Below are 13,557 nucleotides of genomic sequence, written 5' to 3' on the forward strand. Positions count from 1 at the left end.
TTTGAAGTACGAGTGGGACTGAATATGGCCCGCTGTATTTTCTGGCTATCATTACGTTCACTTTAGGCTTCGAGTATCAATAATCTCCAAACCACTAGGGTGTTCCTTTCTACACTCTTCAACTTGACCGAAAATCCAATCGCAGAATTGTTGAATTTTTTCACGTCTAAAATAGGCACTCGGAGCACAAAGGAAGTAATTGTAATCCGTTCTTTGTGCTAAATTGCCAATGCGCACCAATTTCCCTTCTTCAATGTATCTTTGTGCTAACGTATGTTTTGCTAGGGCAACCCCTTGCACCGCTAGAGCGCCTTCCAAAACAAAATGTGAGCCATTGTATTTTAAACTTGGCTTTGAAGCTTTATGGCCGACATTGCTGAGCCAAACTCCCCAATCTATATCTCGCCAGTAATCTTCAATTAAATCTGCGCCTGTCAGATCGCTCAACTCGTAAACACTATGCTGTTTTTGATAGATAGGGTGACAAACCGGATAAAGCAGCTCCTCCATCAGTAACTCTGAGGCGATATTGGGGTAATTTCCGGGACCATAGCGAATACATAAGTCGAGACTGGAGGTTTGAAAATTGGCTAGCTCGCTAGTGGGTTCAATCATGAGCTCAAGATCGGGGTTTTGTTGCCTGAAATGACCAATTCTAGGCACCAGCCAGTGCTGTGCGAAAGAAGGTAGGGTTGAGATGGATAGCTGATTAGGATTCGGGTCTTGGTTGATTTGTCTAATACCACGATGAAGATGTTCAAACCCTCGCTGGGCTTGGTCGAATAATATCTCGCCTTCCATCGTTAAAGTGACTTTACGATGCTGTCGTAGGAAAAGCTCGGTACCCAAAAAGTCTTCCAATTGCCGAATCTGTTGGCTGATTGCAGCAGCCGTTACGTAGAGCTCTTGAGCCGCAAGCTTGAAACTGCCGAGTTTCGCTGCGGTGTAGAAGTAATAAATACCTTGTAAAGGAGGTAGTCGATCTTTCACTTTAGTTTTCCTTAACTGATGGTCAATCTGTATCGTTTGAGGAAGGTATCAATATAGTTAATTATTTACTCAGTAAAGACAATATCGGAGAGTAAATATGGAAACTTCAGAATATGGCTATAAGCAAAGAATATCTGACACTTTGGTTTGGGACAAAAAAATCTTAACTAAAATTGCACGCTGGTGGCGCAATCATACAACACGTAAACAACTGGAACATCTGCCAGATCACCTGCTTGATGATCTAGGTTTAACAAAAGAGCAATCGCATGGAGAAAGCATTCGACGATTCTGGGATGAGTAATCCGTAAAAGGGTTACTCTGCAATTTCACTGTGCAGCCAGTTGGTAAATGCAGCGATGCGTTGTCGGCGAGGGGATTCCTTGTCATAAAAGAGGTTGAACTGAATGCCCGGCGTCATGCCAATATCAAAAGGCTTAATGAGTAAGCCTCGCTCAACATAATCATTGGCCAGTGAATCAGAGGCGAGACAAGCCCCGTGTCCAGACATCACCGCTTTCATGGCATGATCGAATGTGCTGACTTCCATCCAGCGAACAGAGTTCTTGCTCATACGGACACCTGCTTGAGCAAACCATGACTCCCAAGGATAACCGCCGGATTCATAATGGATTAACCAACAAGCTTGAAGCTGAGAAGGTTTTTTTAAATTAATGGATTTTGCTAGGTGAGGAGAGCAAAAAGGGTAAATGGTCTCTTCGAACAGGAACTCTTTGTGGAAAGCTTTATTATTTTCTATATCGAGCTGCTCGCCTTGCCAAATCGCTAGATCGGCATCACCTTGTTTTAAGTTTGGTGCGTCGCAACTGGTTAGGATACGAATAGGGATGTTGGGATGCTGAATTGAGAATTTCCAAAGCCGAGGAAGTAGCCACCTAGATGCAAACGAAGGGGTTGAATTGACACAAAGTAAGCCTTCAATCGGTTCGCTCTGAATTTGGTTTAAGCCAGTGATGATGTTTTCAAGCCCCAAAGAGACATGCTTGAAAAGGATTTTCCCTTGTTCTGTCAGGCGCATTTCTCGCCCATCGCGGATAAAGAGTTTACAGCCTAATCCGTCCTCAAGTTGACGTATCTTTTGGCTCACCGCGGCTTGGCTGACAAACAGCTCTTCTGCTGCTCGGCTATAGCTGTTCAGCCTAGCTGCGACTTCAAAATAGCGTAAACCAGGTAGATGATGCAGTCTTGCATCCATAGAGATTCCCTTCAATAAGCTCCATTGTGGCTATGCATCATAATGACAAATGATAAAAAAGCAAAAAGGAGAGCTTTCGCTCTCCTTGGTTTAGTCTTCCCAGACGACAAGCTGTCCTTTCGGCCAGTTGTGGCCGATGTCATGATATTTCTGTTCTAGGACATGACGTTTGATCTTTAACGTCGGAGTAAGAATGCCATTCTCAATACTCCATGGCTCTTTTATCATCAGAACACCTTTGATTTGCTCATGAGATTCCAGCTCCGCGTTCATTCTCTTGATCACTTTGTTTGTTGTTCTTTCATAGCGCTCACGATCAAAGTTAGGGAAGTCATGCGGTACAACCAAAAGGATTGGTGCCGGTAATCCAAGGCCAATCAAGCACATCATTTCTACACGACTGTACTCAAAGAGTTTTTTCTCGATAGGGACTGGCGCAACAAACTTCCCTTTTGCGGTCTTGAAGGTGTCTTTTTTTCGGCCCTGAATGGTTAAGTAGCCGTCACTGTCAATGGAGCCAATATCACCAGTGTGCAGCCAACCTTCAGAGTCAAACGACTCCTGTGTCGCAATGTCGTTCTTGTAGTAGCCAGAGAAAAGGCCCTTACCGCGTACCATGATTTCATCATCATCAGCGATTTTTAGCTCGATACCAGGCCCTGCATTACCGACAGAGCCAATCTTGTCGGCTCTAAATGGGTAGTTAAGCGTGCTGTAAGCGAATGATTCCGTCATTCCCCAAGCTTCTGTGATGTTGAGTCCGACGCTGTGATACCAGTTAAGTAGTGCTGGTGAGACTGGAGCAGAACCACAGCCCAGAACACGAGCTTGATCTAGGCCAAGGCCATCAGCCAGTTTCTTCTTAATCAATGAGTTAATGAAAGGTATTTTGAGCAGGATATTGAGTTTTTTCTGAGGTAGTTTGTCTTGAATTCGCTGCTGGAACAGTGTCCATAAACGTGGAACTGAGATGAACAGCGTTGGCCTTTGCATTTTTACATCTTCAATGAAGGTGTCTAGCGATTCTGGGAAAGCGGTTGGAACGCCACCCATGATAGAAGAACCAAAGATATATACTCGCTCAGTTATGTGGGCGAGTGGTAAATAAGAGAATAGGCGGTCATTTTCTTGGATACCAATATGATCGATCAATTGTTGTACTGACCAGCTAAAGGCTCCGTAGGTGAGCATCGCACCTTTTGGTAAACCTGATGTACCTGATGTATAAACCAGCGACATTAACTTATCATCGTAATGCTCAGGTCTTGCCGTACTGGGCTGAGACTGAGTGATTAAATCATTAAAGCTGTGCTGACACTTTGGAGCGGTATCGTAGGGAAGTGCAATACTGATTAGGTTTGGCATTGCATCCAGCACTTGCTGGGTTGCTGCTGCGTCATCGAGCTTGCCTCCTATCAAGGCTTTACTTTCGCTATGAGTGACACAGTACTCAATTGTGTCCGCGCCTGCTGTTGGAAAAATCGGTACACTGACAAAATCACCAAGCATCATCGCTAAATCACAAATAAACCATTCAGCGCAGTTTTTCGAGACTAAAGCAACTTTGTCCCGAGGCTGCAAGCCTAATTCCTGCAACGCAGAAACCAGCTTAAGTGCTTTATCGGCAACTTCTGCGTAGGTAAATTCAACGAATTGACGGTTAATTATTTGTTTTAGATACACTTCATTCGGGCGTTCCTCTGCCCAGCGAAGGATCATTTCATTTGGTGGTGGGAGAGCACAAGTTGTTTTGCTTAACTCGTTAGGCTGAATCATTTTCTAACTCCATGTTATTGGCAAAGTTATGATATTTTTATTGTTAACAGCTTGTTAACTTTAGCACGCAGGGTGAAAGAGAGGGAAGCATAAGAGGATAGTTGAACAGGAACTTGTGACCGTGACGTGAAAACTAGTGAAGTTGCCGATAAATAGCCGGACTGAAGCCCGTTTTCTTTTTAAAAATACGCGCAAAGTAAGACACATCATTGTAGCCACATTGAAAGGCGATGAAGGAAATTTTCTCTTTTCGCTTTTCACTAAGAAGTTGCTTTGCAAGGCTTATTCTTTTTAGTGTTAAATAGTCTCTGAAGCTGACTCCTATCGACTTATGAAAGAACTTAGAAAAATAGGTCACTGAGTAATGACAGTACTCAGCTATATCTTCTTCGCGAATGGTGCGTGATAGGTTTTTATCAATGTATCTAAGAATCTCAACCAGATCTTTACTGATTTTCTTTTGTTCTGCTATAGCGGGAAGTTTATGGATCTCTAAGATCTCTTGGTGCTTGTTAAACTGATAGTGAACTTGCTTACTTAGCTCTTCGACCCAAGGTTTGATTGACTTATCGTTAAGATCGAGTGTTGAAAAGACAACCTCTAATTGTTCGACTTCGGGATCCAAGTGATCGCGATATAACAGAACAAGGTGTTTGTGTAGGTTTTGACAGATCTTTGCTGTAGTCAGAAACAGCGACTCAAAATTTTCTTCGTAGAAAAAAAAACAAAAATCGATGTCTGGCTCACTCAATACTGAAACGTCATAACCATAGTCAAGAAGGTGAAAAAATCTCTCTAACTCTCTCACCGTATCTTTATGAACGTAACTTATTGATTGGCCAAGCCAATATCCCTTATGCAATACATCCACTGAAAGCGCATTCCTAGGTTGTTGTTTTGTGTTCTGTTAATAAGATTAGGTGAGGTCCTGATAATCTCAACTAAGACTTTCCTATCATTTTCACCCTTAACACTATGCCCATTGAGTGCCTTTATTGAGTTTAGTGTATTTTGTTTTTAGATTTTATGGGATCTGGGTCTCCATTTTGTTTTTGTTGTATCTTGTCAAGTATCAAAGTTGATACATGGAAAAAATAAATTTCTGCTCTCGTTTGGGTTTTATCTCTATGGAAAAATTAACTTTATAAAACAATATATTGTGAGGTGTTTTTTTTAAATTTATATTAGGGTAAATAATCTAAATTATGACCTAAGTATTATTTTTATTCGCTTTTATTGCTTTTTATTAAGCAAATTTATAGCAAAAAAGTACCAAAGATGGATAAAAAAATCCTAACTCTTATTCGATCAAATATCTAAATTAAAGGTTAAGCGAGACAGCTTACATGTACTTTTAGAAAGGAGACTGGTCATGAATAAAGTACTAACCAATATCAAAGCATTTCTTAAGGATGAAGAAGGTTTAACGGTCGTTGAATACGTTGTCGGTGCTGGCCTTCTTGTTGCGGGTTTAACGGGGATTTTTACCACCTTTAGTAGCACACTGACAACTCAACTAGGTAGTATCTTTAGTTCAGGTGGCTAATCTAAGCATAGTTGATGATTCCCGACCCATGGCTTAGGCCGTGGGTCATTTGTGCGTTTGTCGAAGGAGAATGGCATCGTGAACAATATAAAACGCTTCTTGGAAGATGAAGAAGGCCTAACTGTGGTGGAATATGTGGTTGGCGCTGGTCTTATTGTGGTGGGATTTGCTGGTTTATTTGTTGCATTTAGAGGAATACTGACCACTGAGTTTGCGTCACTATTTAGTTAGTGGATGAGATCGCAGGAGCGGTTAAATGAATTTACTTATATGGATTGTATTATTTGCTGTAGCCGTTTCCGATGCGAAAGAACATCGTATACCTAATACTTTGTTATTAGCTATTATTGGCTTGGTTTTTATCAACAAAGTTTTTTTCCTTCAAGATATTTCCCTTCTATTTTGGTCATTTATTACTGGTATTACTTGCTTTATTTGTGCGCTACTTCTTTACTTTTTAAAAGTGATGGCGCCTGGGGATGTAAAACTTTTGGGTGTGGTTGGTTTCTGGTTAGGAAGCGAACATATTACTCAGGCGATATTTTGGATCGCAGTGTCAAGCGTAGTAGTGGGTGTTTTCTATGCGTTATTACGAATAGCGGAATCCCCAGAAAAAGCGAAGGCCATATTTAATAAATACTCTCTTCTTGCTATGTATGGTGAATCTGGTTCGAAAGTTGTAGGTGGTTCGTTCAAAAGGAAGATGAGCGACCATTACAGAATGCCATTTGCTCCAGTCGTTGTGTTAGGAATTGCAATTTATTTTTATTTTTTGAATTAATGACAAGGAGTCATTATGGTTCAGGTTACGTCTCCAATACGACATAGAACTGAGCTCACTCCGCAAGCTCCGGAGCCTCCGGTCCCAACCACTTTCGACGACTTGGGAATACCTAAAGCTGTGGTCGAAAACCTTGTTATCAAGCATATCGCTGCCTACCCCAAATCAGACATTCTTCAACTCACGAAACTCCTGTGTATCAACAGCCATTTGATTGAAGACATTATCGCGGCTTTAAGAGCGAAATCTTTGGTTGAAGTGTTTCAGGCAGCCTCTAGCTCTTTTTCGGTTCAGACTAGTGGTCACGTACGATATGGTTTGTCTGAAGCGGGCATGCAAGAGGCAGATACCGCTTTCGTTAAGGACGCATACTTGGGGCCGGTCCCAGTATCGCTGAATGCATACAGTGAGATGGTCACAGCCCAGGATGTAAGAGCGCAGATGGTCAATCGGGATGATGTCGAATACGCGCTATCCGATGTGCTGGGTGCTCACCGAATGGTTGGAGTATTAGGTCCAGCGATCAATTCTGGTCGTGCACTGCTTCTCTATGGCAGTGCGGGTTCTGGTAAAACGTTTGTCGCGACGAAGATTCTCAACTCTTTGAATACCTCTATTTATGTACCTTACTCGGTGTTTGCTGCAGGTAACATCATCAAAGTATTCTCGCCGCAACATCACAAACGCGTTCGCAGTGATGAAATTCATTCCATTACTTTTAAAGAGCATTTCGATCGCCGTTGGGCATTGTGTGAAAGGCCAAGTATCCAAGTCGGTGGTGAACTGACCATGGATATGCTGGAGGTCAATCACAGTGAACACAACAAAGTTTGGATGGCACCACTACAAATGATGGCAAACAACGGCATCTTTATTATCGATGATTTAGGTCGCCAACCTATGCCTGTTGATACCTTGCTCAACCGTTGGATCGTGCCAATGGAATATTTTTATGACTACCTCAATCTTCCTAATGGTCAGCAGATAAGTATTCCATTTATTCTCACTCTGGCGTTTTCTACGAACTTGGATCCGGAAAAGATCAGTGACCCTGCGTTTTTACGTCGCTTAGGGTACAAAATCCAATTTGGGCCGTTATTAGAAGAGGAATACAGAGAGCTGTGGGGAATCATTTCTAAATCGAAAGATCTGTCCATTGGGGATGGATGCTTTGACACATTATTTGACTTACATCGTCAGCATAACGTGGGCTTTTATCCTTGTTTGCCCAAGGACATAGTCGGTATCAGCCGAGATATCATCATTTTTGAAGAAGTAGAACCCGTTATCTCCCCTGAAATAGTAAGCCGCGCGTGGGAAGTGTATTTCACTGCTGATGGCAAGGGAGGAGGTGATCGATGAGTCGCAATCAGGTGATTTTACTTTTTTTACTCTCTATTGCATTTGGTTTAGGCGCCGTATTTTTTGCTAAACAGTGGATGGATAGACAAATGCAACCTCAGACAGAAGTCGAGGTGGTGGAAAGGGAGCCGGTGATTGTCAGTACGCAGGAAATTTTAGCGGGGAGTGTGATTGAAGAACAGCACATCACTACCAAACTGCTTGAAAAAGCATGGCGTGATGAGTTTCAGTTTTCTAACGCAGAAGATTTAGTTGGCCAAGTGGTGGCTACCAATATCTACCCGGGAGAGATTGTAACTACTCACCGTTTGGCTAGGCCTGGAGAAGGGTCAACCTTAGCGTCGTTAATCCCAGAGAATAAACGAGCCGTGACCATTCGAGTGAATGATGTTATCGGTGTGGCTGGGTTCCTACTGCCAGGGAATAAAGTCGATGTACTGAACACGATCAAATACAGTTCGACATCGGCCTCGACGGTGACGGTTCTGAAAGAGATTAAGGTGTTGGCTGTTGACCAGACAGCAAAAACCAAAGAGAACAAGCCGATTATTGTTCGCGCGGTGACGTTAGAAGTGTCACCAAGAGAAGCAGAGAAACTACTCTCTGCTCAGAGTAAAGGCGAAATTCAGCTTGCTCTACGTAATCCTCACGAAGAAGAAAAAGTCGTCAAACGCTATGTTGCACCCAGTGTCACCATTATCAAAGGCACCGAATCTCGCAACATCAGAGTCAAGGACTGAGGTGAACCATGCGAAATCTAATAATTCTAATCTCCTTATTGTGTTTTAGTGCAGCTGGTACCCATGCGGCAACCCAGTCAAGTAAGGCTGTTCTAGTTCCGCATCATAAATCTACTCACGTGACGTTAGCCGGAAAAGCTAAGCGAGTGTCGTTGGGTGATCCGGAAGTGCTGGATATCGTGATGCTGAAATCTGATGAAGTGTTCTTGATTGGTAAAAAGCTCGGCTCAACCAACTTAATGGCTTGGGATAGCCGAGGACGGTTGATCGAATCGATTAATATTGAGGTGACACATGATCTCAATAGCTTGAAAGCGAAGCTGTTTGAGTTTTTACCTGATGAAGAGATCAAAGTGCACAGTGCTCAAAACCGTCTGATCTTAAGTGGGCAAATCAGCAATCAAGCGGCAATGAACATTGCATTGAGAGTTGCGGAAACTTACGCTGCGGGTGAAGAAGTCGACAAACAAACGGTCTCATTAAGCAAACAAGTGGATAAAACGGGTGTCATCAACTTAATGACTATTGGTGGCGCTCAGCAAGTCATGCTGGAAGTCACCGTCGCTGAAGTTCAAAGAAGCTTAGTACGTAAGTTTGATGCGAATTTTCACTTCTTTCAACAAAGCGGTGACTTTGGTTGGGGAGGAACCTCTGCTGGTGGGAGTATTGGTGATACTGGCAGTGGCGTGATTGGCCCCATTCTGAATAACCCCGCAATCGATAGTACGGGTTTATTGGGCACTTTCATTGATGGCAATACCTTATTCACTTTTGCCCTTGATATTGCCAAGCAAAACGGGACGGCGAAAGTGTTAGCTGAACCAAACTTGACTGCATTAAGTGGTGCTAAAGCCGAGTTCCTAGCGGGGGGAGAGTTCCCAATCCCTGTACCAGATGATGATGGTATTACTATTGAATACAAAGAGTATGGGGTTGGGCTGAAGTTTATTCCGACCGTACTCACAGACAAGAAAATTAACCTCAACCTTGCTATCGATGTCAGCGAAATTGCTAATACATCCTCGTTAACACTCAGCCCTGACCTGACTAATACCACCTATGTTATACCTCCGATTACGAGACGAAGCGCCTCTTCGACACTGGAACTAGCGGATGGTCAAACCATAGGTATTGCGGGCCTTATTAGTGAAAACGTCAGAGATATTGTCGGAGAAATGCCCGGCTTTAGTGATATTCCCATCCTAGGCCAAATGTTTAACAGTCAAGAGTATATTTCGGGTGAAACTGAACTGGTTATTTTAGTCACCCCAAGGCTGGCAAGGCCGGTGGACCGTAATAAAGTGTCGCTACCCACAGACTCCTTTGTGGAGCCGAACGACTTTGAGTATTACTTGCTAGGTCGCGGTGCATATATTTCTCCAGATAGCCCTCACCAGACCCACCAAGTCAATGATGAAAGTTTTATTGATCATTCAAAAGGTGGCACTGAAGGCACATTTGGTCACAGCTTATAGGGACGATTAGCATGAATAATAATCTATTAATCATTAGTGTTTTTTGCTCATCATTATTGCTCTTAGGTTGTGTGAATAATGCTGAAAGGTTAGGGGCTCATGTTGCGAAATTGCAAACGGAGCAAACCTATAATTTGAATGCCACCCGAGACAACTTGGGTGTGATTCCAACGGGCAGTGGTGAACGAATGGAAGGTGCCTATCAGGTTTATACCGGTAAGCAGGATATGGATCTGGAAGGTACCGACAGTCAATTTGTTGAAGAAGGGCAGAGTAAGTAGCCCTTAAGGAAACCACTATGAATTTGGCAAGGCGATGCCGGGGAACGCCAAACCGGCAAAGAGGCTTAGTATTAGTCATGGTGACTGTTGCGATGCTTGCATTGGTGGGGGTCGCAGCCTTGTCTATTGACGTGAGTCATGCTGTCCTCAATAAAGCTCGATTACAAAATAGCGTTGACGCGGCAGCGCTGGCCGCCGCAATTGTGATGGATAGCGAAGGGACTAACGCCGATGCTACATCTGCTGCAAATACTACTCTGAGTAATATGGCTGGAGCGACCGGTAACGATGAGATGGATTTCTCCTCTGCCAGTGTTTCGATTGAATATTCCAACGACCCCACCGTTTTTCCTCAGGCAAGCTACAGCACTAACTTAGATACCTATGTTCGTATCACAGTGGATTCATATCCATTAGATAACTTCTTTGCTGATATTTTCGGTGTAAGTAAACAGCTTAGTGCGAGTGCCGTTGCTGGCCCGAGTACAGGTATCGATGTTGTTAATGTAGTCCCAATGGCAATTTGTGAAGGTGAAGATGGTGGCTCTACGGGATACAACACAGGTCAAATATACGCATTAAAAATTGCTGATCAAAATCAGAGTGATATGGGGCCGGGTAATTATCAGTTGTTAGACTTTGGTTCCGGTGCTGATACCGTGAGACAAGCGCTTGCCGGTGGGTACGAAGGCAGTGTTGGTGTTGGGGATACTGTGACGACTAAGCCTGGTAATACCATAGGTCCGGTGGGGCAAGGCTTAAATACGCGCTTTGGTAGCTATAGTGGTGGTGGGTTGAGTTCGAGTGATTACCCGTCAGATATCTATGTCAAAGAACCTGACAATAAAGCATCTTTAGATAACAGCGGTGAAGTGCAATATACAGATACGTGGGGTTATGACGACTATCAGGCGGCTTTGCCAGATTGTACGGGGGACTCGGATTGTCGAATCGCATCGGGTGGACAGCATGATAGACGTATATTGGTGATACCTATTGTGGATTGTACTGGAGCGAGTGGCGGTACTAGCAGCTTTACCGTTGAGGCCTTAGGTTGTTTCTTTATGTTACAGCAAGCACCGACCACGAATAGTGGTAAAGAAGCTGTGTTTGGTGAGTTTATCTCTGATTGTACTGCTTCGGAAGGAAACCCTGGGCAAGATTCAACTAGTGAAGGCCCATTTACAATTGTCTTGTATAAAGATCCGAGTGGGGAGGAGTCATGATGTATCTCAACCACTCGACGAATAAATGGAGACAAGGGGGGTTAGCAGCCGTCGAGATGCTGATTGCCGTCCCTGTTTTGATGATGGTCTTAATGTCGATTACCGAGTTTGGTAACGCATTTATTCAATACACCACTTTAAACAAAATGGCTCAGAGTGGTGTTCGTTATGCGACTTCAGGAATTACTGGAACGGAAAGTTATGATCAAATTGCAGATGTTGATGAGATAAAAAATATGGTCGTGTACGGCCATACAGGGACGGGTTCCACATCGTTGATGTCTGGTATCAGCACGTCAGATGTTTCCGTTAATCACTCTAGCGGCTATGTCACTATCACGATCAATCATACCTATACCCCGATTATTTCTGGCTTTAGTTCCACCATTAATTTTAATGTGCCGCTTAATGCCTCTGCCATGATGAGGACAGCGCCATGAAACTGCAAAAAGGGGTCACCATCATAGAGTTTACCTTAGTGTCGACGACGCTATTGCTGATCATATTTGCTGTGATAGAAGTCGGGCGCTACGTCTATTCATTACAAGTGGTGAATGATATGACTCGAGTTGCTGCTAGACTGGCAGTGGTATGCCGAGTTCAAGACCAAAATGATATTCCAGCTTTAGCTTTGTCTGACAATGCGCCAGTGGGGTTCACCGCTGCTAACTTAACGGTGGAGTATCTTGATGCTTCAGGAAATGTCGTGACAGGAACTCTGACAGATAACGATGTGTTTCCTACAATTGAATATGTAAGGGCAAGAGTCGTTAACTTTGACTATCAATTTACGGGTTTACTGAGCTTTGTCAGCTTAACAGGGTTGTTAGCTGTTCCTGAATTTGAAACCACTCGCCCAAGAGAGAATTTGGGGCGTCATCGTTCGACGCTTCTGAATCCAACCAATGACACGGATTGTTAGGAGATGCGTAAATGGGAGAGGCGGTTAAGCTAACACCGAATGGAGATAGTCCAATCCGATTAAAAACGAGCTTAACAGTTTGGGTGTTTTATTCGTCTGATGCTTTTCATCTACACATCAGTCACGAGCTATCAAAATGCCAAAGCATCAGTTTCGAAATGATTTCATTTCATGGGTTGGTGGTGGGAAACTTGGCTCATTTTGCGCCGCCGGACCTTATTTTTGTCGAAACTGGGCCTAACTGGGCGCAGAAAATTGTTGAGCTACAGCAGTTTGAAGCACCTGAATCCCATGATGCTGGGCATGATGCATCGCTGATCGTTTTTGGTAATGAGAGTGACAATGGAGCCTTGAAAATCGCTTTGCGAATAGGCGCCACAGACTTTATGTCTGACAAAGCCACGCTTGAAGAACTGGTACCGCTTTTAAAAAATATCGCTGAAGAAAAAGTGGCCAGCCGCCACTTAGGTGAATTACTGGTGTTTATGAATACCAAAGGGGGCGCTGGTGCTTCTATGCTGGCACTCAATACAGCGATTACGATAGCGAAAAGGCACCCGGATGAAGTGTTACTACTCGATCTTGATATGCAGTTTGGTGTGATTGAAGATTACCTGAATGTTAATAGCACTTATGGCCTTGCTGATGCCATTGCCAATGTATCTGACTTGGATGAAGTCTCTTTAGGCAGCTTAGTCACCAAGCATGAATCCGGTTTGCATGTAATTGGTTTTAAAAGAGAAAGTAGTCACGATAATTTTGAAAAAGCCCATCATATGAATAAGCTCATTCCGCTATTGAGAGAGCGCTATCCTTATGTGATTGTGGATTTATCTCGAGGTTTAGACCGATTGTTTGCTTCGGTGATCTCCCCAGCAACAAAGATATTTTTGATTACCCAGCAAAATTTAGTCGCGATTAAAAATACCACTCAAATTCTGAAATTACTGACATTCGAATTTGGTGTATCCAAGGAACAGATGGAAGTAGTAGTTAACCGATATGAGAAGCGTCAGTCAATCAAACTCAAAGATGTTAAAGATACCGTAGGTAATATAGAAGTTCATACCGTACCTAATGAGTTTAAGGTGGCTATCGAAAGTGCCAATCTTGGTCGCCCATTTATTCAAGCTAAGAAAAGCAGCTCAATCGCTAAGTCTGTCAGAAAATTCGCCAACACCTTATTACCCGACCAAGACGTCAAAAAAGGTTGGTTTAAAAAGCTATTTTCATAGTTGGCAT

At 43.3% G+C, this 13,557-nt stretch carries 16 protein-coding genes; 12 read left to right on the forward strand and 4 right to left on the reverse strand.

All coding sequences use genetic code 11. From position 1 onward, the window contains the following. Positions 1–57: 57 nt before the first annotated feature. A complete protein-coding gene (locus L1D23_RS21210; RefSeq protein ID WP_239871456.1) occupies positions 58–990 on the reverse strand; it encodes a LysR substrate-binding domain-containing protein in 933 nt (310 codons plus the stop codon). 97 nt (positions 991–1,087) lie between these two features. Between L1D23_RS21210 and L1D23_RS21215 the strand changes: the two genes are divergently transcribed. Then, positions 1,088–1,294 (forward strand): DUF1127 domain-containing protein, encoded by a 207-nt coding sequence (locus L1D23_RS21215; RefSeq protein WP_239837398.1) that lies wholly within the window; start codon positions 1,088–1,090, stop codon positions 1,292–1,294. 12 nt (positions 1,295–1,306) lie between these two features. Here the strand turns inward: L1D23_RS21215 and L1D23_RS21220 are convergent, their stop codons facing one another. The 3 genes from L1D23_RS21220 to L1D23_RS21230 form a co-directional block, all read right to left on the reverse strand. Then, positions 1,307–2,206 carry a LysR substrate-binding domain-containing protein gene (locus L1D23_RS21220; RefSeq protein ID WP_239837399.1) on the reverse strand — a complete coding sequence of 300 codons (900 nt, stop codon included), beginning with the start codon at positions 2,204–2,206 and terminating at the stop codon, positions 1,307–1,309. 90 nt (positions 2,207–2,296) lie between these two features. After that, complete coding sequence (locus L1D23_RS21225; RefSeq protein WP_239871460.1) at positions 2,297–3,982, reverse strand: AMP-binding protein; 1,686 nt, start codon at positions 3,980–3,982, stop codon at positions 2,297–2,299. A 133-nt stretch (positions 3,983–4,115) separates the two neighbouring features. Then, positions 4,116–4,853, reverse strand: a complete 738-nt coding sequence (locus L1D23_RS21230) for an AraC family transcriptional regulator (protein ID WP_239837401.1) — start codon at positions 4,851–4,853, stop codon at positions 4,116–4,118. Positions 4,854–5,354: 501 nt separating this feature from the next. Between L1D23_RS21230 and L1D23_RS21235 the strand changes: the two genes are divergently transcribed. The 11 genes from L1D23_RS21235 to L1D23_RS21285 all read left to right on the forward strand — a co-directional run bounded on the left by L1D23_RS21235 (position 5,355) and on the right by L1D23_RS21285 (position 13,550). Continuing rightward, positions 5,355–5,528, forward strand: a complete 174-nt coding sequence (locus L1D23_RS21235) for a Flp family type IVb pilin (protein ID WP_239837402.1) — start codon at positions 5,355–5,357, stop codon at positions 5,526–5,528. A gap of 78 nt (positions 5,529–5,606) precedes the next feature. Then, positions 5,607–5,759: a hypothetical protein gene (locus tag L1D23_RS21240; protein ID WP_239837403.1), complete on the forward strand. Its 153-nt coding sequence runs from the start codon at positions 5,607–5,609 to the stop codon at positions 5,757–5,759. A gap of 25 nt (positions 5,760–5,784) precedes the next feature. Beyond that, positions 5,785–6,309, forward strand: a complete 525-nt coding sequence (locus tag L1D23_RS21245; protein ID WP_239871462.1) for an A24 family peptidase — start codon at positions 5,785–5,787, stop codon at positions 6,307–6,309. A gap of 15 nt (positions 6,310–6,324) precedes the next feature. Beyond that, the gene (locus tag L1D23_RS21250; protein ID WP_239871465.1) at positions 6,325–7,671 is read left to right on the forward strand and encodes an AAA family ATPase; all 1,347 of its coding nucleotides are present in this window, start codon (positions 6,325–6,327) and stop codon (positions 7,669–7,671) included. Then, positions 7,668–8,411, forward strand: coding sequence for a Flp pilus assembly protein CpaB (cpaB, locus tag L1D23_RS21255; RefSeq protein ID WP_239837406.1), 744 nt, complete (start codon positions 7,668–7,670; stop codon positions 8,409–8,411). The genes L1D23_RS21250 and cpaB overlap by 4 nt, the downstream gene beginning before the upstream one ends. Positions 8,412–8,419: 8 nt before the next feature. After that, positions 8,420–9,886, forward strand: coding sequence for a type II and III secretion system protein family protein (locus L1D23_RS21260; RefSeq protein WP_239837407.1), 1,467 nt, complete (start codon positions 8,420–8,422; stop codon positions 9,884–9,886). Between the two features lie 11 nt (positions 9,887–9,897). After that, positions 9,898–10,167 carry a hypothetical protein gene (locus L1D23_RS21265; RefSeq protein WP_239837408.1) on the forward strand — a complete coding sequence of 90 codons (270 nt, stop codon included), beginning with the start codon at positions 9,898–9,900 and terminating at the stop codon, positions 10,165–10,167. 17 nt (positions 10,168–10,184) lie between these two features. Further along, a complete protein-coding gene (locus L1D23_RS21270) occupies positions 10,185–11,393 on the forward strand; it encodes a pilus assembly protein TadG-related protein (RefSeq protein WP_239871467.1) in 1,209 nt (402 codons plus the stop codon). Continuing rightward, complete coding sequence (locus L1D23_RS21275; RefSeq protein ID WP_239871470.1) at positions 11,390–11,833, forward strand: TadE/TadG family type IV pilus assembly protein; 444 nt, start codon at positions 11,390–11,392, stop codon at positions 11,831–11,833. The genes L1D23_RS21270 and L1D23_RS21275 overlap by 4 nt, the downstream gene beginning before the upstream one ends. Then, positions 11,830–12,315: a TadE/TadG family type IV pilus assembly protein gene (locus L1D23_RS21280; protein ID WP_239871473.1), complete on the forward strand. Its 486-nt coding sequence runs from the start codon at positions 11,830–11,832 to the stop codon at positions 12,313–12,315. Before L1D23_RS21275 ends, L1D23_RS21280 begins: the two co-directional genes overlap by 4 nt. An 11-nt stretch (positions 12,316–12,326) precedes the next feature. Then, entirely contained in the window at positions 12,327–13,550 is a 1,224-nt protein-coding gene (locus tag L1D23_RS21285) for an AAA family ATPase (RefSeq protein WP_239871476.1), read from the forward strand. Positions 13,551–13,557 lie beyond the last annotated feature (7 nt).

This window comes from Vibrio sp. Isolate24, from assembly GCF_022398215.1.
Classification (GTDB): domain Bacteria; phylum Pseudomonadota; class Gammaproteobacteria; order Enterobacterales; family Vibrionaceae; genus Vibrio; species Vibrio coralliilyticus_A.